We start from the raw sequence: 26,698 nt of genomic DNA on the forward strand, positions 1-26,698 counted from the left end.
AGGTCCAATATGAGTCAATCAGCGACACAAGTGTACCCAGAACAGTCAAAGTTCCTTTCTATTTTAAATGCAGAAGGAGAAATCATTCATCACGATCTTATTCCGGAATTATCGAATGATCGATTAAGAAATCTTATGAAGAAAATGTTGTTCACAAGAGTATGGGATGAACGGGCAATTAAATTAAATCGTCAGGGGCGTTTAGGGCTTTGGGCTCCTGTCTCCGGTCAAGAGGCCAGTATGATAGGGAGTGAGGATGCTCTATTAAAGGAAGATTTTATCCTGGGAAGTTATCGTGATATTCCACAAATTGTCTGGCATGGGCTTCCACTCTATCAATCTTTTCTCTATTCACGAGGCCATATACATGGCGGGCAAATTCCGGATGGTGTGAATGTCTTGATGCCGCAGATCATCATTGCTGCACAAATTATTCAGGCTGCAGGTGTGGCACTCGGATTTAAGCTAAACAATCTAAAGAATGTGGCGATTGCTTATATAGGGGATGGAGGAACTTCTCAGGGAGACTTTTATGAAGGCCTTAATTTCGCGGGTGCCTACAAAGCACCAGCCATCTTTTTTGTTCAAAATAATCAGTATGCGATTTCTGTTCCCATTAAAAAGCAAACAGCAGCGGAAACTTTAGCACAAAAAGCAGTTTCTGCTGGTATTTTGGGTATACAGGTAGATGGAATGGACGTGTTGGCCGTACATAAAGCCGTTTCGGATGCGGCTGTTCGGGCAAGAAATGGTGAAGGGCCAACTTTAATCGAAGCAATTACGTATCGTTATGGTGCGCACACAATGGCAGGAGATGATCCAACACGTTACCGTAATAAACAAGAAGAGGAAGAATGGAAGCGCAAAGATCCATTAATCCGCTTCAGAAAATATTTAACCAAGCAGGGACTATGGAGTGAGGAAGAAGAGCAGCTTGTGATCGAAGAGGCAAAACAAAAGATAGCAAATGCAATAAAAATTGCCGATCAAACGCCCAAAATGAAGATTCCCATCTTAATTGAAACGATGTTTGAAAAAACACCATTACATTTGAAAAAACAAATGGCTGATTTTGAACCTATGGAGGGGAAATTAGATGACTCAGACATTAACTAGCACTGTGCAAATGACGATGATTCAAGCCATTAATGACGCAATGCGAATTGAACTTGAAAGAGATAATAAAGTCCTCGTTTTCGGTGAAGATGTTGGGCTGAATGGAGGGGTATTTCGTGCGACGGAAGGATTGCAGGAACAGTTTGGAGAACACAGAGTGTTCGACACCCCTCTTGCTGAATCGGGAATTGGGGGGTTGGCCATAGGGTTGGGTCTTCAAGGGTTTCGTCCAGTCGCTGAAATTCAGTTTTTTGGATTTATGTTTGAGGTCATGGATTCGATAGCAAACCAGGCCGCGCGAATGCGTTACCGTTCTGGTGGGAGATTTCATAGTCCAATAACGTTTCGTTCTCCTTACGGAGGTGGGGTAAAGACCCCTGAAAACCATGCAGATAGTTTTGAGGGCTTAATGTTACAAACACCAGGAGTGAAAGTGGTTATCCCGTCTAACCCATATGATGCGAAAGGATTGCTCATTTCAGCGATTCGCGATAATGATCCGGTAATCTTTTTAGAACATATGAAGCTCTATCGCTCCTTCCGAGGAGAAGTTCCGGTAGGTAAATACACTGTTCCTATTGGAGAAGCAAAAGTTGTTCGAGAAGGGGAAGATATCACGATAGTTACGTACGGTGCGATGGTACACACATCATTAGAAGCAGCAGAAAAAATTGAGAAAACCAAAGGAATCAAGGCAGAAGTTATTGATTTGCGAACGGTCAGCCCTATCGATATTGATACGATTGTAAAATCTGTTATAAAAACAAATCGTGCCATCGTAGTTCAAGAAGCACAGAAAACGGCAGGAGTAGCAGCAGAAATCATTGCCCAAATTACTGAAGAAGCGATACTTCATTTAGAGGCTCCGGTACTAAGAGTCGCTCCTCCTGATACGGTTTATCCGTTCGCAGAGATTGAAAATGAATGGATTCCGACAACGAAAAGAATCATTGACGCCATTAATAAAGTGATAGAATTCTAGAAATTAAACTCTGGATTAAGAGGGAGAGAAGATGCACCAAAATTAAATCGAGGTATGAAATATCTCAAACTGTTACTTGATGATCCGCAAATTATTGGCAGTTTGATTTTAATGAAGAAAGGATGAATTATATTAATGAAAATATCAATCATTGTAGGCAGCTTAAGGAAAGAATCTGTCAATAAAAAACTAGCTCTTCAACTTATTGATCGATATAAAAACAGAGTGGAAATTCAACTTTTATCGATTGAGGATATACCAATGTATAATCAAGATTTTGAATTAACATCACCTAAAAGTGTCCAAATATTCAAAAAGGAAATTTTAGACAGTGATGGGCTCATCATTATTACCCCTGAATACAACCATACGATTCCAGGTGTCCTGAAAAATGCAATTGATTGGGCTTCTCGGGTCGAAAAAGTCCTCGTGAAGAAGCCTGTCATGGTCGCAGGTGTGACCCCAGGTGTAGGTGGGACTGTCCGGGCTCAAGAACATTTACGAGTCGCGCTCGATGCAACGGGTGCCTTGGTTCTCCCGCAAAATGAAGTTTTCATCGGCAGCATACTTGAAAAGATCGATGAAAAAGGTGAAATCATTCATGTGCCGACACTGAAGTTTATTGATGGGGTTATTGAGAACTTTATAACATGGATTAAAACTTTCAGCTCCAAACATTCATTAAGTTAAAAAGGAACAATGGTTCAAAAATTCATCCAATTTCCTACGGGATTATTAAGAAAAATAAGAGAAATTTCCCAAAGAAAAATCCCAGAGCTATGTATGAAGGATTTAAGAATTCAAACTGTAAGGGAAGACGGACAGTAATGTCCGGATATTACAACAATCCTACCTCATGAATTGAATCGGTATAAGACAAAACGTGATTTTATCAATTTTAAGCCAAAAGCAAAGTTTGGCACAAAAATTGCATTTTTTAATAGTGTCCCAAGTAAACAGTCTTAGCAAATGTTGAAAACATCCTATCCTTTAATTGGGAAAACAGATGGCAGAATATTAAAAAACAGGAGGAGAATGATGGGGTTTTCTGTTGCTCGTTATAAAAAAATACAAAATTCAAATTGGGGGGTTGTACAAGGGGATAAGGTGATTCCTATTCCAGGAACATTTGAATCACTATCGATCTTTTTACAGGAGGGTGTCCCAAAAGCCAGACAAATCGCAGGTGGCGATTCAAGCAGTGGAATTTCCATTCATGATCTGCATATCCTCAGCCCTATTACTAGACCTGCTCAAATCGTCTGTCAGGGATTGAACTATGCGGCCCATCGCGCCGAAGCTGGTACTTCGGAAAAAGCAAGCTTTAACCTCTTTTTTACAAAAGCAGAAAGTTCTATATGCGGCCCGAATGATCAAGTGATTTGCCCCGATCATGTCAGATTGCTTGATTATGAAATCGAATTAGGACTAGTGATCGGTAAAGAGATTACCGCTTCCGTTGAGGTAACAGAAGATAATTTACTAGATTATGTGGCTGGTCTCGTCATAACCAATGATATTTCAGCAAGAGACGTCCAGATTCCACAGGACCAATACTATAAAGGGAAAAGTTATCGAACTTTTTGTCCAACCGGCCCATTTCTTTACATTTTAGATCAGGATGATATTCCTAACATTTACAACTTAGATATTAAACTTTGGGTAAATGGAGAACTGCGCCAATCGGCCAATACAGAGCAGTTAATCTATAGACCCGCTGAAACATTAACTGAATTATCAGGACTAATGGATGTATCTCCAGGGGATTTGATTATGACGGGAACTCCAAGTGGTATAGCGATTCGATTAACCCCAGAATTAATACAGAAAATGTCTGAATCTCCAGATAAGAAGACAGAGATTTTAATCAACGACCAAAAGGATAATCCGTTTTATCTTAAAGATGGAGATACCATTCGCTGTGAGATTAAAAGTCCAAATGGGTTAATTAATTTAGGGGTACAAGAAAATTTAGTTGTTGGTGCAAAAACGAAACGATAAAAAAAGGGAGAGGGAAACATGAGATTAATAAAATTTGGTTATGTACATTTTGGTACAAAAAATATCGACGCAATGATTTATTACTATGAAAACATTATGGGATTAACGGTTGTTAAAAGGGGACTCAATGGAAGCGCTTACTTAAGTGCATCGATTGATCATCATAATATTATTCTTACCCCGTCTGATAAATCAGGGTATATTTCTACGGGACTTCAATTAAGCAAAGATTCAACGTTACAAGAAGTTGCAGAGGAATTAGCAAAACATGATATCCATTCTGACATCAAATCAAATGCCCTTCCGGGTATACCCCAACTATTAGAGTTTACTGACGTGATTGGTAATACGGTACAAATTTACGAAGAGATGGAGTTTAGCGGCGTTGGATTCAAGGAAACGGGAATCGCACCTTTTAATCTTAACCATGTTTCTTTTTCACTTACACCAGAAGATCAACCACGTGCGGTGAATTTTTATCGTGATGTATTAGGGTTTCATGTTACCGATTGGGTAGATGGTGTTATTACATTTATGACATGTAACACCAATTACCACATAGTGAATTTCTTGTTGGGAGAAAGGAAAAAAATGCACCATATAGCATTTGAACTAAAGGACTGGAATCATATGGCGAAAAGTCATGATCTATTAGCAAAAAACAATGTGCCAATACTTTGGGGTCCATCTAGACATGGAGCAGGGCACCCAATCTCTTCTTACCACCAAGATCCAGATGGAAACGTGGTTGAATTAACATTTGATGTTGATCTTTATAATTTTGATTTAGGGTATATGGAACCAAGACCATGGCATGAAGATTATCCTCAAAGGCCTAAAGTATGGAATCCTGATGAGATGTTTTCAAAGTGGGCAACACCATATGGTAACGATATTACAGCCTATGGTACTGAGGTCATTGAAATTATAAAAAAAGTTTGAATACAGAACCATGATGATTCACATCCATTATCATTCATTTCATTAAACGATTAAAAAGGAGTGTATTTATGAACCTAGAAGTTCCTGTATTAATTGTTGGAGGCGGCGGATGTGGTCTTTCCTCTTCTATTTTTCTATCTGATTTAGGAATTGATCATTTACTTATTGAACGTCATGAAGGGACTTCCCACTTACCTAAAGGACACTACCAAAACCAAAGAACAATGGAAATCATGAGACAGCATGGAATCGCCGATTTGCTTTATGAACACGGTACACCTATGAAATATATGTCCCAGGTTCATTATCGCTCATCTATTGGCGGCACAAAAGATTATGAAGGAAGAAACTTTTTTGAACTAGACGCATTTGGAGGAGGAGAGCTCAGTGAAAGATATACGACAGACAGTCCAACCCCAAGTACGAATTTACCACAACTTCGACTTGAACCACTATTACGTCAAGTTGCAGAGGAAAGGGCACCAGGAAAAATATTATTTCATCACGAATTAGTCGAATGGAATCAGGATCAAGAGGCCGTTACAGCTACCATACTAAATCGAAAAACAAATGAAAAGATAACGGTTCGTGCTAAGTATATGATCGCTGCCGATGGTGGTAAATCAGTAGGTCCGAAACTAGGGGTTAAGATGGAAGGTCCTACAGGTTTAGTCGATATGGTTAGTGTCTATTTTAAAGCTGACCTTTCAAAATGGATGGGGGATTCACCTAACCTCATTACATTCCTTCCTAGCCCTGAGGGAGCGCTTTGTGGTTTAGTACCAGTAGGACCAACTTGGGGTCCTCAATCAGAGGAATGGGTGCTGCATAATGGGATACGACCAGATGACCCTGAAAAATTCGATAATGATTCTGTTATACCGCTACTTCGTGAAGTCTTGAGAATCCCTGAATTAGAGCCTGAGATCATAAGGATTAGTCATTGGTTTATTGAAGCTGTTTTAGCAGAAAAATATCGTGTTAATCGGATATTCTTAGCAGGAGATGCAGCCCACCGTCACCCGCCAACAACTGGACTTGGTCTAAATACTGCTTTCCAAGATGCCCATAACCTTACATGGAAACTTGCTGCCGTTCTTAAAGGCCAGGCTTCTGAAGAGTTACTAGATTCATATGAACTAGAACGCCGTAAAATCGGAAGAAGGAATGTAGATTGGGCACTATTTTCATTTATGAATCACGCGCTTCTTAATATGGGTGTTGGGTTGATGCCAGGATCACCAAAAGAAGCTCAAAATGCTGCACTTGAATCTTACTTTGCTCAGACTGAGCAGGGAGCTTCAATCCGAGCAAGAGCTGCTGAAGTTTTTAAAACTCAACGGATTGAATTTCAAGCACATAATATTGAATTAGGGTTCTTCTATGATCAAGGCGCCCTAGTTGCTGAGAATACTGAACCGCCAGAAATTGATCCGATTGGAAGTATTTATCATCCAACCACTCTTCCTGGACACAGACTGCCCCATGCTTGGATTGAATATAAAAATCAGCGGATTTCGACTCTTGATCTCGTTGATAAAGGAGAGTTTCTCCTTATCACTGGATCTTCCGCAAAAGGATGGAATGAAGCAGCAAAAGTAATATCTGAAAATCTAGGGACTAAAATCAAACATGTTCAGATAGGGTATGAAGGTAAATATGCTGACCCAACAGGTTATTGGGAAAATATATCAGAAATTTCTGTATATGGTGCTATCCTTGTACGGCCAGATAATCATGTTGCTTGGCGAGAAAAAGGCAGCATTGAAAATCCAACCGAAGTTTTAGGAGAGGTAATGGGAAGGATTCTTTCAATAAAGCGTCCTATAATAAATAATAACTAAATGAATATGGGGTAGAGGAGATATATAGATTAAGTAGTAAACTATAAAAATCTATATATTTCTCTACCTTTTCTACGATTAATATTGTCTGTATATCCATACACATTGTATGGTATATTCAAAGTAAGAATCCAGTTAAATAAAGGAAACTACAATCAATTTTCTTTGAATGAATTTTGCGTTGTGATAAAGGAGGGCTCAATGAACTTACATAATATTATTCTTCCATCTAATCTGAAATTATCAGACAGTTTTTATACTGCAATTAACCGTTTAAATGAAAGCGCTTGCGATTCGGTTCCAGTAATAGATGGCAATAAACGATTAATAGGTGTTTTCACGAAAGAAATACTTTATCAGGCACTATTAAAAAATATTACACTGGAAACCAAGATAGAGCAGTTCGTAGAAAAATTTCATTTTATCCAAGATGGCCTAGCAGAGAATAATGAGCCATTACTCCAATCGGCTTTTCCACAGCTTACAGTCTCTTTAAATTTAATCCACCGAAATAAGGAGGGTCATAATCATAGAATCATACAACTTGACCCTATTACGAACACGAAAGAAGATATTAATATAAATTTTGACAAGTTTAAAAAATCAAAGGCTATAAAAAGATGGCAAAATATGATCGACACCTTGATTGAACAACTTTATGATGGGATTGTCATTGTAAATAAGCTTGGTGAAATCATGTTTCTAAATCATAAAATACCAGATTTGTTTCAAGTTGAACATGAGAATGAAATAGGTAAACCTGTTAAGGAAGTCTTACCAATATTAAATTTGGACCACACGTTAGAAACTGGAGTTCCTGACCTTAGCAGAGTAATCGAGCTTAACGGAGTTCTATGTATTGTACAGAATATACCAATTTTTGAGGATGGTACGATTACCGGGGCTATTAGCAGAGTTATCTATCACGGAATAAATGCAGTACGGGAAAGAATGATTCACTTTGATTTATCATATAAAATGGATGAAGTTCTTGAGTTAATCCAACGATATGAAGGTATAAATAAAAGTAATAATAATGATACAAATAAAGATGAATTAAGACAGTCTCCTATGATATCCTTCGATAACATCCTAACAGAAGACCTAATAATGAAAAAAACGATCCGGCATGCCCTTAAGGCTGCAAAAGGGCGTTCAACAATCTTGATAAGAGGAGAAAGCGGTACTGGTAAGGAACTATTTGCCCAGGCTATCCATAAAGCAAGTGTTCGAAAGGATTGTCCTTTTATCTCAGTAAACTGCGCGGCGATTCCTGAACATTTACTTGAATCTGAATTTTTTGGTTATGAGCCGGGTGCATTTACAGGAGCAGAAAAAGGTGGAAAAATTGGTAAGTTTGACTTGGCAAATGGAGGAATATTATTTCTGGACGAAATAGGGGATATGGCTCCTTCACTTCAAGCAAAGTTATTAAGAGTTTTACAAGATAAGGGATTCTATCGTGTAGGTGGAATGAAACAAATTCATGTTGATGTGCGTATTATTGCAGCTACCCATCGAAATTTAGAAGAAATGATCAAAAATGGTGAATTTCGAGAAGACTTGTATTATCGCTTAAATGTTGTAACCATTGATATTCCTCCTCTGAGAGAAAGAAAAAACGATATTATGCTCCTAACTAAAAAATATATGAAAGAACTAAATAAGTTTCTTGGAACCAGTATTGTTGGAATAAGTCCAGTAGCAGAAGAAATTTTTAATAACTATAAATGGCCAGGAAATATAAGAGAATTGAATAATGTGATTGAAAGTGCAATGACCTTTACTGACAATCGAATCATTCAAAAAGAAGACTTACCAAAGCATATTCAGATCAGCAATCAATATAAAATAGAGATGCTACAGGGTAAAGTAGACCATTCAAATTTAAACAAAGCTTTAATTACCGATAAAAAGAGTATCATTTTAGAAGATGCTCGTCAATTTACAGAACAGGAAATGATCAAACAAGCATTAAAACAAACGCATGGAAATAAGACAAAAGCAGCAAAGATGTTAGGTATTAGCAGGTCCGTCTTTTATGAAAAATTAGCAAAATATCAAATGAAAACTTTGTAATCTAGTAGCAGCGGTCTATCAAAAGGTTTCAGAAAATACTAAATTTTTAAACTGAAAGGAGTCATAACCTTGCTAATAACAGGGGATAAAACAATCTATGAGTTGATTAAAGAAAAAAATGATTTACATCCAAAGAAAATATTTCTCTATTATCAAGACCGATGTATTACGTATGAAGAGCTTTTAATTCGAGTCAATCAAACAGGAAACTATCTTAAAGCAAAAGGCGTGAAAAAGGGAGATAAATTGGCAGTTTTACTAAGCAATACTCCGGAATTTTATTATTTTTGGTTTGGATGTGGTGCGATAGGGGCAATACTTGTCCCAATGAATACTGCTTCGACCGCCTATGAAATTAATTACTTTATCCAGCATTCGGATGCAGTCGGATATATAGGAGAACATGAGTTAACCCAAGGTAAAATAAAAGAGTTGGTCGACTCTAGTAACCTGTTATTCACAGAAATCATGACAGATGAATGGCTAAACTCTTTAAGCAAGTATTCCTCAAATTCACTTGTGGATGAGGTTAGTTCAAAAGATGTATGTTGCATAATGTATACGTCTGGTACAACTTCAAAACCTAAGGGGGCAGAAATTACCCACGAAAACTACCTTTTTGCTGGAGAAACTTCCGTACGGAACCAGTGGTTAACGCCCTTTGATCGGTATTTAATTTTCTTGCCTTTATTTCATGTTAATTCGCAATACTACACAACAATGGCTTCACTAGTAGCAGGTTGTTCGATTGTTCTTCTAAAAAGGTTTAAGTCGTCTACATTTTGGGATGACGTGCAAAGGTATCAACCAACTGTTTCAAGTTTAGTTGCAAACGTTATTAAGATGCTTTTACAAACAGACCATCATCCAAATGAACGAGAACATACTCTCAAAAAAGCAGGTTATGGGTTGTTTGTAACTTTAAAAGAGTTGGAAGATTTTGAAACTCGTTTTGGAATTAACCTATACCAATGGTATGGAATGACAGAATCGATTACAACATCAATCGTAACACCACTTTACGAAAAAAGGATTAAGGATGAGCGAACAGGTATTGTCCCTATTGGGAAGCCTGCATTAGGGCATGAGGTTAAAATTGTCGATGAAAATGGAGAAGAACTTAGACCAAATCAAGTCGGGGAAATTATAATAAAATCACCTTCCTTAATGAAAGGATATTATAAAAACCTAGAGGCAACAACTGCCACATTGAGGAACGGTTGGCTTTACACTGGAGACAACGGATATTTTCAGAAAAATGGATATATTTGGTTTGTCGATCGTAATAAAGACATGATCAAACGTGCGGGAGAGAACATTTCCTCACTTGAAGTAGAAAATGTGATTCGTGATCATCCAAATGTTGAAGATTGTGCTGTAATTGCTATCCCAGATCACTTAAGAGAAGAGTCTGTTGCTGCATTTATTACAATCAAGGATGGGTTGAATCTATCAGAAGAGGACTTAAAATTATACTGTGAAGAGAGATTATCCTATTTTAAAGTCCCACAAATCTTTAAAATTGTGGATGATTTTCCAAGGACATCTATTGGTAAAATTCAAAAGAACATACTTAGGGACCAAGTTCAATCAGAAAAAAGCGAGGTTTAAAATGCTGGCAATTGAACAACAATCCCTGCCTAGATACGGAGTTGATGTGCATTGTTTTTATTCTGTGCCGGAAGTCAAATGGACTTTAAGGTCGGGGGTAAAGCATTAAAGAAGGGTGTCTTTTTTGTCTTGTTACATGCACAAAAAACTCTAACCTGAATTTACAGTTTGGTAGTCATTAAGTTTGTATTAAAGGATTTTTATTCGTAGAGGCCAGAAGGACCATCAAAAGATGGCCCTTTTTTAATTAACATGTCCAAAGATTGGTTATCTGGTTTTATGTATCTTTGAAGTTTCCAAGGATACATTTTTTCTTCATTTTATTCTTTATTCCAGGCTGCTGTGTAATTCGCAATTACATTTTTGTAGGAATCGGCAACTGATTTCGGAATTAAGTCTTCAATAAGTAATTTATCAACAGAAGCGTTCATTTTATAAACCCAGTTTTCTCTAGTTCCATATAGCGTGTTTAGTTTGTCAGCACTAAACATGGTCATAAAATCACTTTGAACCATGTAAGTAGCTAACGGATTATCCACAAGAGGATGACGGATTCCGCCTTTAACATTGCCATGTTCATCTCTTGGGAATTTACCAGTTGCATCTACATTTACCCATTTATCATCAGCAGGTGGGAAGTATTGCTTCGGATCTGCATTAGGATTATTTTTCTTTGCAACAGCATAATCATACAAATTTTGCAACGCTCCACTTACAAACATATCGATGTGCAATTCACTTTTAATGGTATTTGGCAGTGTGCTGGTCGGGTATGATCTTGGTTTTACCCCAGCCTTTACAAGCGCATCATTGTTTTGAATGATCGGCGAGATGGCATCAGAGTGAGGGGCACCAGATACTTCATAAAGTCTGAAAATATCATGCTCACTGTTTTGGTCCTTTTTTGTTTTATAAGAAGGGAATAGACCTTTACCTTCTTTGAAGCCAAATTCTGCTTGAGACATAACCACTATGGTTGGAACACCCATTGCCTTATAAATGGTTTTTGGACTTTGATCATTTGTGGTTGGTATTACCGCTGTAGGCTGAATCGCAGTTGGAACTGCTCCAACCCAATTATAGTAGCCATCAAACATGTATTCATCTGTTTTAGCATTATACAAATATGGTTGGAAAACATTTGTATACGTATTCTCATACATGCCGGATTGACTTTGTCCGCCAAGGAATACGAAATCTGGTTTGGTCCCAAGGATTAGCTTGCTTTGTTCATCATCATTTAATGAGACACCCAGCTGTGAAAGCATATCCCAGAATAAGCCATTTTCGTATTGCCCTTCCTTATCGGCGACCCAATCAATGTCTGCATAACGTACAGGATCAAATTTTTTCAACGCCGATACATTTACATCTTTAGAAGTAATACCAATATACCCATGTCCGTTTTGCATGTAGTATTCCCAGCTTCTTCTCCATGTATCTTCCATATCAGAATTATTGGAGGCGTTTAAAATATCAACATAAACTGCACCGGAGAAATTTTCCATATCCTTAGGCATTCGTACGATGATTCGATTTGTGTAATCATAAGGTCCGCTTTTGATTGTAGGTACATCATTGCCTTCGACTTTCCCTAGCTCGTAAACATTGGCTTCCCCTGAAAGGAAGAATTCTTTTTCGGTATAATCATAGTCTCCCCAAATATCGACAGAGCCGACTGAATCCAGCATCGAATTATATGGATGGCTTAAGCTTGGGTCTGCGGCAACATCTGGTTCTTGTTGGTGAAAACCAATTTTTTCATAATTAAAAGATTTTTCCACGATCTTGATTGGTTTTGTATTAGCTGTATCGTAAATCTTTTGGGCATCTGGTCCGCCAAAGCCTTTCTTTTCATTTGCATAATTGACAAGTTTGTCATAACCTTCTTTTAAAATATATCTTCCTTTTAATAGATTTTCAGCTTGTGCAATAAATGGATTTTTGTAATCTTGTATATAATCAGGATACAATTTTGCTATTTTATTAGCAGTAAAGAATACCATGCTGCCATTTGTCTCAAAAGGCAGGCCATTTCGGCTTGCATAGTAAGTGGCAATCGGATACTCAATCATCGGAGCACGAATTCCGCCAAGAGCATTACCATGTTCGTCTGTTTTTGGAGAATATATGGTTCTGCCATTTGAATCGGATTCGTTATAGTTAATCCATTTGTCTTGAGCAGATGGAGCTGGAGTCCCCTTGGTTGCCCATATATGCATGTTTTCTTGAGCAGCATTTACGAAAATTTGAAGATTTAAATCGCTTTCATAATGTCCAGGATCATACACCTTAGGAGGTCTGCCAACCCCGTTTCCAAGAGCAATTTCAGCGCTGTTAGGAATAACCGCTAGAGTAGGGTCTGTATGCGGTGTCCCTGCCACTTCATAAAATCTAAATTTATTTTTAGCTGTGGAAGAATCTGCTTTTCTTTCATACTCAGGAAAATTAGGTATGTTTCCAAACCGGTGTTCAAATTCTGACATGATCACGATATAAGGGACACTCGTGTCTGAGTATGTAACTTTAGGCTGAGGCCCATATGAATGTACATTTGTTGTACCAGGTCCAACCAAATTCATATACCCGTCAAACAACGGCTTTCCGTTATAAGAGTTCTTTAGCAAATTATCAAATAATGTAATGTAAGTATTCAAATAAAAGCCTGATTGACTCTGACCAGATAAATAAACATGTTCCGGGGATAGACCCCCTAATAGATCGCCAGCACTCTCGCTGCGAAGTTTAGTGCCCAATTGAGAAAGCATGTCCCAGAACAGGCCGTTTTCATCTTTACCATTTACTTGCCAATTTAGGTCTGCATATCGTTCACTGTCGAACCTTTTTAATGCATTAATGGTATCTGTTTTCGAAGTAATCCCAATATAGGCATGCCCCTCATTCATATACCAATCATAACTTCTTCCAAAAGTATCTTCTAAATCAACACCGCTAGAAGCATTTAAAATATCTACATAGACCCGGCCAGAGAATTTAGAAGGATCCTCAGGGAATCGTACAATCATTCTTGTTGTGTAATCATTGTTGGAAGATTTGATATATGGTTCATCTTTATCGTTGATACTATAAACATTGGCTTTACCGGAAAGAAAAAATTCCTTTTCCTCGTAGCTATAGTCATTCCAAATATCTACTTGGCCACTGGAGCTATACATAGAACTAAATGGGTGACTAATTTCAGTAGGCTCGCTATGGAAAGTCATGCCTTCTCCATAAGGTATTTCTTTAATTGTTGGAAGAGCTTTTATGGAACTCTTGATCTTACCAATATCCCTGTGCGCATTCGCCTTTTCAAGTGAAGGCTGTGCCTGATTGTTGCCATTACTGGCGGCCATTGCCGGGAAGCTTCCGCCACTAAGAAGCCCAAATAACAATGTTGCTGATAGAGCTACTTTGGTAACCTTTTTAGCAAATTTCATAATTTCCCTCCATATTCTTTTTCTTCCATAATGCTGTATTTAACAATTACACCCCCATAAGTTGGAAACCACGTTATTTTTATGTAATCGTTTCCAATAACCTTAATTATAAAAAGTTTCTAAAAGCAAGGGGCATAGGTTTTTTTTAGATAAATTTGTGTTTTTTAAATATTTTGAAAAAGACACTAAATAGTACCTATTACTTAATATCTATCAAGCTAGAGAATCAAAATACAAAAAGAGTATAGAAGTTATCTCCAATATCCGGACAGGGCCTGCTGTTACCCATATAATGTGGAGAGATTAACATCATCCCTTTTTTTCCTCAAGGGACATCTGTTTAAATTCAAATAGAGTTATTGTTTTACCTGTTGGGGAGGCGCATTGTAAGATACAAATATAATCCCGCTATGCAACATAGCGGGATTAGTCTATAGTCGTTTTAAAAAAAGTTAGTATATTTAATATCCTCAATTTTAACTGAACATACTTCTTTCCCACTACCTTTACACACTATCTTTTTAATTATTCCTTTAAATTGTTTACTTCATTAAACAATTCATCATAGACACCTAGAAAGGTGTCTACAAGTGGTGAATCTTCATTCTTTCTCCAAGCTAAGGAAAGATCCATGGTTGCTGTTGAATCCAAAAGCGGCCTGAATACTACCCCAGGATTACCATATTCAAGTGCCATATTGGTAACAAGGGAAACGCCCATTCCTGTTGAAATAAGGGCAAGAATCGTAAAAATTCCTTCTGCTTCTTGAATAACATTTGGACTGAAGCCTGCACGATTACATATGGAAATGATGGTATCGTAATAGCCTGGTTCATTTTTACGATGCGCCATGATAAATGGTTCACTTTTCAGTTCTGTAAGATCTAATGGTGATGTATCCATTGCTAAAGGATGGGATGAAGGTAATGCTGCTACAAAAGGAGCGAAGCCGACTAAACGAGAATTCAATGTACGGCTGTCAATAGGCGGACAAACAAAACCAAGTTTAATCTTATTATCATATAAGTATTGGAATTGATTTACCGAAGATAGAAATTGTAAAACGATCTCTACTTTTGGATATCTAGCACGATACGTTCGAATTAAATGTAATATAAGTTTATTCAAAAATCCTGTGTACCCTATAATTAATTGACCTTTTTCACCCTGATGGATTTTTTGAACATCTTGACAGGTTCTATCAAGTTTAGTGAGAATTTCATAGGATTGTTCTAGAAAGTACTTACCGGCAGGTGTTAATTCCGTATGCCGTTTTGTCCTATTAAATAACTTAACGCCTAACTCTTTTTCTAATTGAGCAATTTGTTGACTAAGGGGTGGCTGACTCATATTTAAACGTATAGCAGCTCTGCCAAAATGGAGTTCTTCAGCGACTGCAACAAAATAGTGTAAATGTCTTAATTCCAAAATGATCACCTTATTATTCTAGAATAATACTTTCTGAATATTAATATGATTCTATCATATATTAGACCGATAAAAGAAGAAAGTGGTAGTATCAAAATATAAAACGAAATAGTATTCAGATTTTTCAAACGATTAAACTTTATGTACTGGATCTAGTATACTTAAAAAATTCATACAAAAGGGGAGGAATCAAATGAATCATTCCATTCTAACTTTAAACGATTTTTTCAACAATCTGTTTCAAAATCATGGAGACAGGCCGGCTGTACATTTTCAAAATCAATCATTCACCTATCGTGAACTACACAAGCAAGCTAATAGAGTTGCTCATGGATTGATAAAGTGTGGGGTAAAAAATAATACCAGGGTTGCTCTCTTATTATCCAACACTCCTGAATACTTGATTAGTGAATTAGGAATCTTCTTTTCAGGGGGAACAAAAGTCCCTTTAAACAACATGCTTGGAGAGAAAGAAATTCTTTACATTTTAAATGATTCTGATGCAGAAGTTTTAATTGTGGAAGAGCAATTTTTCTCCATTATAAAAAACATCCAGATGGAATTACCAAAAATGAAGACGATTGTAGGAGTATGCAGGAAAGAATATTTACCTGATCCATTTATTTCATGGGAATCTTTCCAGGCAAATGAACCTGAAGCTATATTAACTGTTTCAACTAGCCCTACGGACCTCTCGTTAATCCTTTACACAGGCGGTACCACTGGAAAGCCAAAAGGTGTAGTACATAATCATCAAGGAACCGTCCTAACCTCTCTCTCAATGGCGATTGAGACGACAATGCAAGAAGATGAAAAAATTTTATTGACTACGCCATTGCCGCATGCTGCTGGACTTTATTTATACGCAGGTTTGGTAAAAGGTGCTCAAATTTTTATTGAAAGTAAATTTGATCCTGAGAACGTATTGGAACATATTGAAAAAAATAAGATTACCTTCCTAAGTACTGTTCCTACCACCCTATATCGATTATTTGATTTTATGGAAGATAAAAACTTTGATGTAAGCTCGATACGAACCATTCAATATGGGACAGCACCTATTGCAGCAGATCGGTTAAGACAGGGATTGGAAATATTTGGTCAAGTTTTTCTTCAAATTTATGGATTGACTGAAACACAAAGTGCGGCAACATGGCTTAAGAAAGCGGATCACCGCACCGATGAGGAATATCAAAAAATATTACAGAGCTGTGGTCAATCAACGATCATGAGCAGAATTAAGATTGTTGATGAACATGGAAATGAAGTAAGCCGCGGTGAAGAGGGTGAAATTTGCGTCAAAGCACTGACAAATTTGATTGGTTATCATAAACTTCCTGAAAAAACGTCTGAAACCATAAAAGATGGTTGGTTACACACAGGAGATGTGGGAGTAATGGATGAGAAAGGATACGTTTATCTGCTGGATCGGAAAAAAGATATGATCATTAGCGGCGGCATGAATGTTTATTCTTCGGAAGTTGAAAATGTCATCCAAAAACACCCGGATGTTCGTCAAGTTGCCGTTATTGGTATTCCAGATAAGGATTGGGGAGAAGCTGTCACAGCCTTTATTATTCCTAAAAACAATTCAATAAACACTGAAAACATCATGCAATATTGCAAGAATAATCTTTCAAAATATAAGGTTCCTAAAGCGATTAATCTTATCGAAGACCTGCCGCTAACTCATTATGGAAAAATTGATAAAAAGACCTTACGAGCACCCTACTGGGAATTCGCTAGCAGAAATATTTAGGTGTTTACAAAATTTGGTTATTAAGGGGGGGTATGAAGATGGAAGCCTACAATACTATTTTGGTAGAACGAAGCAAACCAGTAGTAAAGATAACGTTTAATAGACCGGAAAAAGCAAATGCCATGAATACTCAAATGAATAAGGAACTGGATGAAATTATTTCAGAAATACGAAAAGATTCAGGTTATAAATTTATTGTATTTACGGGGAATGGAAAGACATTTTCGGCCGGTGCAGATATGAATGAGCTATTAAACGGAATCGAAGATCATGCGCTAAGTTCTTCCTATATTAGGGAGGATCAGATTAACCGACATGAGTTTTTAAGGAAGTTTGATGCACTCGATCAAATTACAATCGCTGCGATAAATGGGCCGATGTACGGTGCAGGCTTCGCTTTAGCAATGGTTTGCGATTTTCGTATTATGGCGGATAACGCAACAGCTTGCCTGCCAGAGGTGGAACGAGGTTTATTTTTCTCAGGTGGAGGTACACCTCGATTAGTAAATCTTGTGGGACCAGCGAAAGCAAAGGAATTAATCATGTTATGTGAAGTCATCGACTTTGCCGAAGCTTTACAAATCGGTTTAGTAAATAAAGTAGTACCTTCTCAGGAATTAACCAATGCTACGGAAGAATTAATAGGCAAGTTGAATAGGAATCCTTTTTCAGCAATAAGGGTAACAAAAAAAATAGTCAATGCAGCAACCCCGAGATTTGAAAATCTACTTTTTTATGAACCAGAATTACAAGAACATATGATGTTGCATGGAGAGGCCAGGGATGAAATCGATAAATTTGTTGCCAGCCAGAAAGAAAAAAGAAGTTAAAACAGTATATAAATTAGGGAGGAAACAAAAATGAGTAATGAATCTTTATACCAAAAATCATATTTTTCACGTCTAGGAGAATTTAGTGACTTAACCCCTGATACTTTTAAATATTTTATCAGATTTGATCATTATGCCTTAAAGGGCGGGGTCATCCCTGCAAAATTAAAGGAGTTAATTGCGATTGCTGTCGCTCATACGACTGGATGTCCATACTGCATTGACTTGCATGTAAACAAAGCAAAATCTTTAGAGACTTCTAAAGAAGAAATGGCTGAAGCTATTATGGTAGCAACTGCATTAAAGGCGGGTTCAGCACTTGCACATGGCGTGAACGCACTTAATAGCTTTGATCACATCGATGATGAAGAATTGTATAAAAAGTCATATTTTAATAGATTAAAAGAGTTTTCGAATTTAAATGGAGATGTTTTCAAAGCGTTTGTAGATTTTGATCAGCAAGCTTTAAAATCTGGTTTACTAAGTGTTAAGGAAAAGGAACTTATTGCCGTTGCGGTGGCTCATACCACGGGCTGTCCATATTGCATTGACATTCATACGAAGGGTGCAAAAAGAGCCAAAGCGGTTAAGGAAGAGGTTGCCGAGGCGATTATGGTAGCAACAGCTTTAAAAGCGGGCTCAGCCTTGGCTCATGGTGTGAATGCATTAAATGCTTTTGATGAATAGAAAAATTTGCACCAATATTAATTAAAAGGGGGAAAAGGGTTTTGTCAAAAAAAATATTCATATTGATTACCCTAATGTTGAGTATTTCACTTGCTTTACTTGGCTGTGGAAAATCAGCAAATACTAATTCAGAAAAGTCATCAGGCGATGAAGAAGTATACAAACTTAGTTTTAATGTTCAAATTCCCGCTACTCATAAATTTCATACAGATGTTGTTAAACCGTGGGCGGAACTTGTAGAAAAAGAAACAAATGGCAGAGTGCAGATTGAAATCTATAATAGCAGTGCTCTTGGAACACTAGCAACTGCTTATGACGATATAAAGGGCGGTGTATATGATATTGGATATGTCGTCCCAAGTTTCCATCTTGATAGTAATTTATACCCGATGTCCATTGGTGATTTACCTTTTGGTATTACTGATAGTGAGGTTAAGGCTAAGGTTTTGGGAAAGCTTAAAGACAAGTATATGACAGATGTTTTTAACGAAGCGACTCTTCTTTCTATATCCTCTACGGACTCTTATCAGCTATATAGTAAGGAACCGGTAAAGTCAATCGCGGATGTTCAGGATAGTAAAATTATTGTACAAGGAATAGAAAGAATCGAAACTATTAAAGGATGGGATGCAGTACCTGTATCACTGGGTCTTGAGCAAATATATGAATCATTAGAAAAAAACACCGTTGATCAAGCAACATATACATCCGTCGGTGCTGTTGGGCTTAAATTATATGAGGTGGCTCCTAATTTAACTAAAATTGATTTGGGTGCAACCACATTAGTATTTCTACTAAATTCGAATTCTCTTAATAAAATGCCAGATGACCTTAAGAAACTTCTTGTGGAAGAGTTAGGTCCTAAATTAGGTGAAATGACTGGAGAAATGTATAAAAATCAAGCAGATTCAGCAATTAAAGAATTTGGCGAAAAAGTAAAAAGTCAAGGCGGTCAAGTCATTACTTTAGATAGTGCTGAATTAAAAGAGTTTAAAAAACCTTCAAAGAAAATATGGGATTCTTGGGCAGCAGAGGCTGACAAAAAGGGATACCCTGGTGAAGAAATATTGAATGAATTTAAAAACTTAATTAAAGAAGAGGGCGGCGATCTTCCTTTTTAATTCATATTTAATAACCTAAACTAGATAGGGATCTTTTGAAAAATGACTGATAGAATATTCAAAAGATCCTTCTATCTTTTCTGAATTTCTAACGAAAGAAGGTAAAGTAATGAACTTTATTTTTAAATTTATACAGTTTATTACCAATATTAATAAATGGATCGCTTATATTACATTAGCGCTTATGATGGTAGCTGTCACTTTTTTTTCAATTTCTAGAAGTTCAGGACACCCCATTATTGGAGATATTGAGTTAGTTCAGTTTACGATGGTTTTACTAATAATGGGTTCATTAGCCATAACGGAACAATCAAATTCACATATTTCGATTGGACTTTTGGTAGATAAATTCCCTCCCCGTTTACAAGCTGCGATAAATTGTATTTCCCAATTACTAACACTCGCTTTTTGTTTCTTAGTTTGTTGGGTGTTTATATCTAAGATGAACTTTTTACAGTCTTCTGATCTTCTAAGGATTCCCTTTTATCCCATAAAGATTTTATTAATAATTGGTTTCATTGGCTGGGGATTAGAAGCGCTTTTAAGATTGTATAAATCCGTTCGGAGCTTTTGATAAGGAGTGAGAAAATGACTGTTGAAGCCGTTGGAGTAATCGTAATTATTTCTGTTTTTATCCTTATGTTTCTAAGAATCCCAATTGCCATTGCTATGGCAATTCCAGCAAGTATTGCTATTTTCTATCTCAAGGGATGGGATACACTACTATCAGCTATTGATAGTATCGTATGGTACCAGAGTTACAGCTATACTCTTAGTACAATCCCATTATTTGTTTTAATGGGGCAGTTTTTATATACTTCCGGAATTAGTGAGGAGTTGTTTGATACCTTTCGGAAATGGTTTGGTAGATTAAAAGGAGGTTTGGGTCTTGCGACAATTGGTTCATCGGCTATGTTTGCCGCAGCCTCAGGTTCGAGCGTAGCAAACACCGGAACGATGGGTGTCATTGCATCGAAAGAAATGTTGAAAGCAGGGTATAGTAAAAGTTTGACAGGTGGTTCAATCGTTGCTGGCGGAGCTTTAGGCATATTAATTCCACCAAGCACCACTTTTATCATTTATGGCATGATAACAGAACAATCAATTGGTGCTCTTCTAACAGCTGGGGTTATTCCAGGTATATTGTTGACCATTTTCTTTATGCTTACCATTGTTGTCGTTGTCATTTTAAAACCAAGTATGGTTTCAACTACAGTAGAACCAAATGTTAGTTGGAAAGAACGATTTATTTCATTAAAGACTAATATTAATATTATTATCATGTTTTTAGTCGTTGTTGGTGGTCTGTATCTTGGTTTTTTCACAGCTACTGAAGCTGCTGGTGTAGGAGCATTTGGTGCATTTATTATTGGTTTAATACGCAGGAAATTAACCTTAAAAAATTTCTCTGAAGCCATTTTCAGTACAATTAAAACAACAGGATTTATGTTTGCAATTTTAATGGGCGCATTTATTTTAAATTATGTTTTGGTGATCACTCGCTTACCCTATCAATTGGCGGATTTTTTATTTTCAGCAAACCTTTCGCCGACCATGATTTTTATCTTAATTGTCGTGATGTATATTATTCTAGGTGCATTAATGGATACATTAGCTATGATGGTCGTAACGATTCCTATACTAATGCCAGTGTTGCAAATGGCAGGATTTGATTTAGTTTGGTTTGGTGTTATCGTTGTCCTTGTGGTGGAAATGGCTTTAATTTCACCACCAGTAGGTATGAATTGTTTTGTCTTAAAAGGGGTTTCAGAAGATCTAGAATTAGTAGATATCTTTAAAGGAGCCTTAATTTTCATGATACCCATTCTCCTTCTAATCGTTTTAGTATATATTTTCCCTGAAATCGCTCTATTTTTACCTAATACAATGAGATAATCAGAAAGCCTAAAAAACCCGGATTCATAAATGAATCTGGGTTTTTTTATAGGATAAATTTATATCAAATTGTATGTTAACTTTATGCCATAGGCAGACTTTTAAATTTAGTTACAGTCTCAACGAACTCTTCCTTCCCATCAATAAACCTAAACACTTTAGCCTCATCAAAATGTACAATTTTACCAAAGCGCAGCTCACCATTTCGATAGGCTTTAGCCATAAAATGTACTAATGATTTCTTCGTTGCTCCTTGGTAGTAGGACCTGCCAATTAACACACCTTTATAATATTTATGGATCATATACGTATCAAACATAATTTCCGCCTCCAGTAGTATGTTTCAAAATCAAATTTAAATCTTCTACTATATTTAAATTATTTGCTTCCCTATACACGTTTTCAATATTGCTGTGTTGTTTACGTTTCGCTCTACTGTCCGCCTGAGGTGGACAGTGTCCACGGATGGTGACAGGCACCGATACATAAGGTATCGTAACATGTATTTTTATAAGAGTATGTGAGCTAGTTCACAGAAACATGCAGTTTTCCTGGAATGAATGAACGATACTAAACATATAAAAACCAATAGAGGCGATATCGTAAATAATCCTTTCAAAATGAAAGCAGGGGAGGATGAAATGGGCATTCCAAATATGGAAAAACGCAGATATATGCCAGGGATTGATGGACTTAGGGCAATCGCTGTAATAGGTGTTATTCTATACCATTTAAATATCCCTTGGTTTGAAGGTGGGTTTTCAGGAGTAACGGTATTCTTCGTTTTATCTGGGTATTTGATTACGGATATCCTTATCGATGAGTGGAATATAAACAATAAGATTAACTACCTGCGTTTTATGATTCAGCGCTTTCGCAGGCTGGCTCCAGCATTAATGGCCATGATACTTATCATCACTGTCTGGGTAACATTAACAAATCATCCTTCGTATGAAAAATTACGATCAGATTTTTTACCTTCACTTTTTTATGTTACAAACTGGTCGTATATCTTCCGGGAAGTTTCCTATTTTGAAAGCTTCGGACCAGTTTCACCGCTAACTCATATTTGGTCATTGGCTATAGAGGAACAATTTTATCTTATTTGGCCGTTATTTATGATCCTTGGATTTACTTTTATAAAAAGTACTAGGTATAGGTTGATAACTATCCTAGTTGGAGTCGTTTTTTCTGCTTGGTTAATGGCTTACCTATATATACCGGGAGAGGATCCTTCACGTGTCTATTATGGAACAGATACTAGAGCCTTTTCACTACTTCTAGGAGCTGCACTTGCTTTTTTATGGCCAAGTCAGAGATTATCGAACACCTTACCAAAACAGGCTGGCATTGTCCTTGAATGTGTGGGAATAGCAGGGTTATTTCTTATTGTTACGATGTTTTCAATTGTGTCCCAATTTGACCATTTTCATTATCAGGGAGGTATGTTTCTTCTATCTCTTATTACCACATTCGTGGTTGCAGCATTGGCACATCCCGCCAGCAAACTAGCAAAATGGTTGAGTGCAAAGCCTCTCCAATGGGTTGGGGTCAGATCCTATGGTATTTATTTATGGCATTATCCGATTATTATCTTAACAACACCGATTGTGAATACAGATGGAATCAGCCTATGGCGAATAACCTTACAGATTGCAGCGACCTTGATCATTTCGGATTTGTCGTATCGATATGTGGAAATACCGATTCGAACAGGTCGATATAAATTAAGACTAACAGAATTAAAAAGACTTTCTAATACTAAACAAAGGATGGTTGTAGGAAGCTGGGCTCTTTTATTTGTTTTCATAATAGGAATAGGAGTCGTGTTTGTTACAAAAACAACCGTCACAGTATCTGTTAAAACACCATTAACAATAGCACCGTTAGATGAACTCGTATTCAACCAGGAACAAGACCCTAGTGGAGAAAAGGTGGTTAACGAACCTGCGCCAAAAACGGTTACGATAATTGGTGATTCTGTTATGTATGATGTAGCTCCTTTCTTTAAAAACCATTATCCTGAAGCCATTATTGATTATCGCGTTGGAAGGCAAATGTCAGAGGTGCCAGAGGTGATCAAAAATCTAGAGAGCAATGGTCAGTTAGGGGAATATGTAATTATTCAAGTTGGTACGAACGGACCTTTTGTAAAAACCGACCTAGTAAAGGTAATAGAAGGTCTTGGTGATAAAAAAGTGATTTTAGTAAACTGTAGAGTGCCAAGACCTTGGGAATCGACTGTAAATTCAACATTAGTAGAAGTGGTTACTAGTATGCCTAATACTGTCCTTGTAGATTGGTACGGTGCGAGTGCAGGTCATGCGGAGTTTTTTGCGAATGATGGCGTTCATTTAACGAAGGCAGGCGGCGAAACATACGCCAATCTATTAGTGGAACAAATGAAGAATTAAACAGATTACTAAGTTAAGAAAATTACGAATGTATGTTCCGTTTTTATCGGGATATGGTATACTGAAAGAGCGATAGAGTAGGGTATCTCAAGGGTGGTCGGCACACTCCCCAAACCGAAAGGGGGTGATGCTGAATGACAGTTTTTGAAACTTTCATGATTACGATTGGATTTGCAAGTTTAATCCTAACCATACTGTCATTTAACCAAAAAAAATAATCCACCCTTGAGTTGATGGCTCAGGTGGATTATCGTCCCAACTAGCCGACCCCTGTGAAGGACCGTCTATTGCTGGACCGGACATGTTACCAGCATGTTCGGTCTTTTTTAATTTTATTCCAAACTTACTTTTATTATAACTGAAATAATTGAAAATAATAGTACTTAATTCTTATAGATAGATATCTAACCCTTAGAAGAAAGGCACCAACGGAAGTCTGAATGGATTCTAATCGAAAATGTCGATATTTGTATTATTTTATTTCGTGTTATTCCTGCCTATTTGGAAATTATAATAAACACTTCCATAATTCGGAAATAAATACATAGACAACAAAGGAGAACCGCAATGAGGAATATTGCAGCGTTATTTTCCATGTTAATGCCCGGATTTGGCCAAATCTATAATCGACAATTTCTGAAAGGTGTCTTTCTCCTGATCGTAGAACATTATGATAATGTTATGGGAAATATTAATACTGCCATTCATCTTGATTTTAATGGATTTCATCAAAAAGCATTAGAGGCAACCAATTTTCAATACATGTTGTTTTATCCAGGTTTCTATGTTTATGCAGTTTGGGATGCCTGGTACTTTGCAAAGCCAAATGCCGCCGATAAAACAAAATCCGCCATCCCTTTTTTGATTGGAGGGTTTCTGGGTGAATTTGGTGCGATATTTGCTTCACGGTTATCGATTCCCACTCTTACTGTTGGTTTGTTAATGATCGTACCAATGATTACTGGCATGATTATTTTTCGAAATCAATAAAAAGGCTTTACCTTTGTGTAGGTAAAGCCGACGCACTTAGGAAGATTGGGTTAATGTTAGATCGTCGTCCTCATTCATGCTTAGATAATCTAAATGACTAATCTCTATTGGTAAAGTGATGGTAACAGTCGTAGAACTATTTGGAACACTCTTTATTTCGAATTTTCCATTGTGATTTTGAATGATTTTCTTGCTTACCATTAACCCCAAACCCGTTCCTTCTGATTTTGTTGTGTAAAATGGAGTCCCTAATAAATGGATTTTATCCTGTGGGATCCCCACACCATTATCCACAATGGAAAGAACTAAATGAGCGTCTTTTTGTTCCATTCGAACCATTATCTTTCCACCATCAGGCATGGCTTCGATGGAATTCTTGATTAGATTGGCAGCCACTTGCTTAATTTGGTTTTCCTCGCACTTAATAAGAAAACGTTCGCCAACAAATTCTGGAAAAATTTCGATATTGTTCATAATCGCTTGGGTATTTAACAGGGTGATTACATTTTTAATACTGACCGATAGATCGGTTAAGGAATAATGAACAATATGGGGTTTTGACAGGACCATAAATTCACTTACGATAAAATTAATCCTGTTTATTTCGTCAATCATAATCTTCGAATAACGTTTATTGGTTTCTAAATCGTCGGTCTCATTCATCATTTGGGTAAATCCTTTTAATGTCGTTAATGGATTTCTGATTTCATGGGCCACCCCAGCAGCCAATTCACCCACCAGTGATAGTTTCTCCGATTCTCTTAACTTTTTCTCATGCTGATTAAGGTCCTTCATTTTTTTAATTAGTTTTTTATCAAGGAAAGCACTCGATAATAACATAATCAGCACGACAACAATAGCAGGGACACTAATGAACGAACTCAAGGTACTCGAATTAACCGAGTAATAGGTGGATCCAGAAATGAGATTTGGTTGATAGTGAAGAATGGTCCCCCACATTCCAATATAATGCATTCCTGCGATACCAATCCCCATTAATATGCTGCTCAATATCCGCCAATTAAATTTCATGGCATAGTGATGATTAAAGTAGAATAATACCCATAGTGAGCCGAATGCAGCTGTAAAAGCAATTAAAAAAGACAAAAGTACAATAGGCGTCTTATACGTGATAGAGAAATTTATATGCATCGCTTCCACACCTAAATAGTGCATACAAACGATTCCTCCACCCATCAACAGACTAGATAAAAAGAGTCTAAAAAGATTAGCTTTCATCAAAAAGAAGGCAAGCCCTGTGCCTGAGATGGAAATCAGCAGCGATAGTAATACTATTCGCGCATCATATTCAATTGGATTCGGCAGCTCCATCGCGAACATAGCAACAAAATGCATCGTCCAAATCCCAATCCCCATGGCAATCGCACAACCCAATAACCACAAATGGTATTTAATATTTTTAAAGATAATCATTTTCCATCTAAGATCTAACGCGATATATGAAAAAAGAATACCGAGAAGAATGGAAAAAACCAACCAGTAATCATTATAGGACCCTGCCATATGCTCCATCGTAAACCACTTCCAATTACTTTCT

The 26,698-nt window shown here is 37.0% G+C and carries 21 protein-coding genes; 17 read left to right on the plus strand and 4 right to left on the minus strand.

The genetic code is table 11. The annotated features are described in order from the left end of the window. Positions 1-9: 9 nt before the first annotated feature. The 8 genes from pdhA to AC2TFD_RS15100 all read left to right on the plus strand — a co-directional run bounded on the left by pdhA (position 10) and on the right by AC2TFD_RS15100 (position 10,575). A complete protein-coding gene (gene pdhA, locus AC2TFD_RS15065; RefSeq protein ID WP_484676230.1) occupies positions 10-1,116 on the plus strand; it encodes a pyruvate dehydrogenase (acetyl-transferring) E1 component subunit alpha in 1,107 nt (368 codons plus the stop codon). Continuing rightward, positions 1,097-2,098 (plus strand): alpha-ketoacid dehydrogenase subunit beta, encoded by a 1,002-nt coding sequence (locus tag AC2TFD_RS15070; RefSeq protein WP_484676231.1) that lies wholly within the window; start codon positions 1,097-1,099, stop codon positions 2,096-2,098. The genes pdhA and AC2TFD_RS15070 overlap by 20 nt, the downstream gene beginning before the upstream one ends. Positions 2,099-2,233: 135 nt before the next feature. After that, a complete protein-coding gene (locus AC2TFD_RS15075; protein ID WP_484676232.1) occupies positions 2,234-2,788 on the plus strand; it encodes an NADPH-dependent FMN reductase in 555 nt (184 codons plus the stop codon). Between the two features lie 348 nt (positions 2,789-3,136). Next, complete coding sequence (locus tag AC2TFD_RS15080) at positions 3,137-4,099, plus strand: fumarylacetoacetate hydrolase family protein (protein ID WP_484676233.1); 963 nt, start codon at positions 3,137-3,139, stop codon at positions 4,097-4,099. An 18-nt stretch (positions 4,100-4,117) separates the two neighbouring features. Further along, complete coding sequence (locus AC2TFD_RS15085; protein ID WP_484676234.1) at positions 4,118-5,041, plus strand: VOC family protein; 924 nt, start codon at positions 4,118-4,120, stop codon at positions 5,039-5,041. 68 nt (positions 5,042-5,109) lie between these two features. Continuing rightward, the gene (locus AC2TFD_RS15090) at positions 5,110-6,885 is read left to right on the plus strand and encodes an FAD-dependent monooxygenase (RefSeq protein ID WP_484676235.1); all 1,776 of its coding nucleotides are present in this window, start codon (positions 5,110-5,112) and stop codon (positions 6,883-6,885) included. A 201-nt stretch (positions 6,886-7,086) separates the two neighbouring features. Beyond that, positions 7,087-8,964, plus strand: coding sequence for a sigma 54-interacting transcriptional regulator (locus AC2TFD_RS15095; protein ID WP_484676236.1), 1,878 nt, complete (start codon positions 7,087-7,089; stop codon positions 8,962-8,964). Positions 8,965-9,033: 69 nt separating this feature from the next. After that, positions 9,034-10,575, plus strand: coding sequence for a class I adenylate-forming enzyme family protein (locus AC2TFD_RS15100; RefSeq protein ID WP_484676237.1), 1,542 nt, complete (start codon positions 9,034-9,036; stop codon positions 10,573-10,575). A 320-nt stretch (positions 10,576-10,895) separates the two neighbouring features. Here the strand turns inward: AC2TFD_RS15100 and AC2TFD_RS15105 are convergent, their stop codons facing one another. Both AC2TFD_RS15105 and AC2TFD_RS15110 read right to left on the minus strand, forming a co-directional pair. After that, positions 10,896-14,015, minus strand: coding sequence for an alpha/beta hydrolase domain-containing protein (locus tag AC2TFD_RS15105; RefSeq protein WP_484676238.1), 3,120 nt, complete (start codon positions 14,013-14,015; stop codon positions 10,896-10,898). A gap of 525 nt (positions 14,016-14,540) precedes the next feature. Continuing rightward, on the minus strand, positions 14,541-15,443 hold the full coding sequence (locus AC2TFD_RS15110) for a LysR family transcriptional regulator (RefSeq protein WP_484676239.1): 903 nt from the start codon (positions 15,441-15,443) through the stop codon (positions 14,541-14,543). A 193-nt stretch (positions 15,444-15,636) separates the two neighbouring features. Between AC2TFD_RS15110 and AC2TFD_RS15115 the strand changes: the two genes are divergently transcribed. From AC2TFD_RS15115 to AC2TFD_RS15140, 6 genes are all read left to right on the plus strand, one after another. Further along, on the plus strand, positions 15,637-17,202 hold the full coding sequence (locus AC2TFD_RS15115) for a class I adenylate-forming enzyme family protein (protein ID WP_484676240.1): 1,566 nt from the start codon (positions 15,637-15,639) through the stop codon (positions 17,200-17,202). Positions 17,203-17,240: 38 nt separating this feature from the next. Beyond that, positions 17,241-18,032 (plus strand): enoyl-CoA hydratase/isomerase family protein, encoded by a 792-nt coding sequence (locus AC2TFD_RS15120; protein WP_484676241.1) that lies wholly within the window; start codon positions 17,241-17,243, stop codon positions 18,030-18,032. Between the two features lie 30 nt (positions 18,033-18,062). Next, positions 18,063-18,719, plus strand: coding sequence for a carboxymuconolactone decarboxylase family protein (locus AC2TFD_RS15125; RefSeq protein ID WP_484676242.1), 657 nt, complete (start codon positions 18,063-18,065; stop codon positions 18,717-18,719). A 41-nt stretch (positions 18,720-18,760) separates the two neighbouring features. After that, positions 18,761-19,840, plus strand: coding sequence for a TRAP transporter substrate-binding protein DctP (gene dctP, locus AC2TFD_RS15130; protein ID WP_484676243.1), 1,080 nt, complete (start codon positions 18,761-18,763; stop codon positions 19,838-19,840). A 109-nt stretch (positions 19,841-19,949) separates the two neighbouring features. Continuing rightward, positions 19,950-20,414, plus strand: a complete 465-nt coding sequence (locus AC2TFD_RS15135; RefSeq protein ID WP_484676244.1) for a TRAP transporter small permease — start codon at positions 19,950-19,952, stop codon at positions 20,412-20,414. Between the two features lie 14 nt (positions 20,415-20,428). Next, complete coding sequence (locus AC2TFD_RS15140; protein ID WP_484676245.1) at positions 20,429-21,736, plus strand: TRAP transporter large permease; 1,308 nt, start codon at positions 20,429-20,431, stop codon at positions 21,734-21,736. 82 nt (positions 21,737-21,818) lie between these two features. Here the strand turns inward: AC2TFD_RS15140 and AC2TFD_RS15145 are convergent, their stop codons facing one another. Then, positions 21,819-22,055, minus strand: coding sequence for a hypothetical protein (locus tag AC2TFD_RS15145; protein WP_484676246.1), 237 nt, complete (start codon positions 22,053-22,055; stop codon positions 21,819-21,821). A 322-nt stretch (positions 22,056-22,377) separates the two neighbouring features. Between AC2TFD_RS15145 and AC2TFD_RS15150 the strand changes: the two genes are divergently transcribed. From AC2TFD_RS15150 to AC2TFD_RS15160, 3 genes are all read left to right on the plus strand, one after another. After that, the gene (locus tag AC2TFD_RS15150; RefSeq protein ID WP_484676247.1) at positions 22,378-24,150 is read left to right on the plus strand and encodes an acyltransferase family protein; all 1,773 of its coding nucleotides are present in this window, start codon (positions 22,378-22,380) and stop codon (positions 24,148-24,150) included. A 134-nt stretch (positions 24,151-24,284) separates the two neighbouring features. Next, positions 24,285-24,368, plus strand: a complete 84-nt coding sequence (locus AC2TFD_RS15155) for a putative holin-like toxin (RefSeq protein WP_484676326.1) — start codon at positions 24,285-24,287, stop codon at positions 24,366-24,368. A gap of 349 nt (positions 24,369-24,717) precedes the next feature. After that, positions 24,718-25,140 carry a hypothetical protein gene (locus tag AC2TFD_RS15160; RefSeq protein ID WP_484676248.1) on the plus strand — a complete coding sequence of 141 codons (423 nt, stop codon included), beginning with the start codon at positions 24,718-24,720 and terminating at the stop codon, positions 25,138-25,140. A 36-nt stretch (positions 25,141-25,176) separates the two neighbouring features. On the opposite strand, the gene AC2TFD_RS15165 is transcribed toward AC2TFD_RS15160, so the two are convergent. Beyond that, on the minus strand, positions 25,177-26,673 hold the full coding sequence (locus tag AC2TFD_RS15165; RefSeq protein ID WP_484676249.1) for an MHYT domain-containing protein: 1,497 nt from the start codon (positions 26,671-26,673) through the stop codon (positions 25,177-25,179). Positions 26,674-26,698: the final 25 nt, after the last annotated feature.

The sequence above is a fragment of the Neobacillus sp. plas4 genome (assembly GCF_057221695.1).

Bases quoted from the DNA above. Each gene is read 5' to 3' on its own strand.
- pdhA (WP_484676230.1), top strand. From the start codon at position 10: ATGAGTCAATCAGCGACACAAGTGTACCCAGAACAGTCAAAGTTCCTT.
- AC2TFD_RS15070 (WP_484676231.1), top strand. From the start codon at position 1,097: ATGACTCAGACATTAACTAGCACTGTGCAAATGACGATGATTCAAGCC.
- AC2TFD_RS15075 (WP_484676232.1), top strand. From the start codon at position 2,234: ATGAAAATATCAATCATTGTAGGCAGCTTAAGGAAAGAATCTGTCAAT.
- AC2TFD_RS15080 (WP_484676233.1), top strand. From the start codon at position 3,137: ATGGGGTTTTCTGTTGCTCGTTATAAAAAAATACAAAATTCAAATTGG.
- AC2TFD_RS15085 (WP_484676234.1), top strand. From the start codon at position 4,118: ATGAGATTAATAAAATTTGGTTATGTACATTTTGGTACAAAAAATATC.
- AC2TFD_RS15090 (WP_484676235.1), top strand. From the start codon at position 5,110: ATGAACCTAGAAGTTCCTGTATTAATTGTTGGAGGCGGCGGATGTGGT.
- AC2TFD_RS15095 (WP_484676236.1), top strand. From the start codon at position 7,087: ATGAACTTACATAATATTATTCTTCCATCTAATCTGAAATTATCAGAC.
- AC2TFD_RS15105 (WP_484676238.1), bottom strand. From the start codon at position 14,015: ATGAAATTTGCTAAAAAGGTTACCAAAGTAGCTCTATCAGCAACATTG.
- AC2TFD_RS15115 (WP_484676240.1), top strand. From the start codon at position 15,637: ATGAATCATTCCATTCTAACTTTAAACGATTTTTTCAACAATCTGTTT.
- AC2TFD_RS15120 (WP_484676241.1), top strand. From the start codon at position 17,241: ATGGAAGCCTACAATACTATTTTGGTAGAACGAAGCAAACCAGTAGTA.
- AC2TFD_RS15125 (WP_484676242.1), top strand. From the start codon at position 18,063: ATGAGTAATGAATCTTTATACCAAAAATCATATTTTTCACGTCTAGGA.
- AC2TFD_RS15135 (WP_484676244.1), top strand. From the start codon at position 19,950: ATGAACTTTATTTTTAAATTTATACAGTTTATTACCAATATTAATAAA.
- AC2TFD_RS15140 (WP_484676245.1), top strand. From the start codon at position 20,429: ATGACTGTTGAAGCCGTTGGAGTAATCGTAATTATTTCTGTTTTTATC.
- AC2TFD_RS15145 (WP_484676246.1), bottom strand. From the start codon at position 22,055: ATGTTTGATACGTATATGATCCATAAATATTATAAAGGTGTGTTAATT.
- AC2TFD_RS15150 (WP_484676247.1), top strand. From the start codon at position 22,378: ATGGGCATTCCAAATATGGAAAAACGCAGATATATGCCAGGGATTGAT.
- AC2TFD_RS15155 (WP_484676326.1), top strand. From the start codon at position 24,285: ATGACAGTTTTTGAAACTTTCATGATTACGATTGGATTTGCAAGTTTA.
- AC2TFD_RS15160 (WP_484676248.1), top strand. From the start codon at position 24,718: ATGAGGAATATTGCAGCGTTATTTTCCATGTTAATGCCCGGATTTGGC.
- AC2TFD_RS15165 (WP_484676249.1), bottom strand. From the start codon at position 26,673: ATGGAGCATATGGCAGGGTCCTATAATGATTACTGGTTGGTTTTTTCC.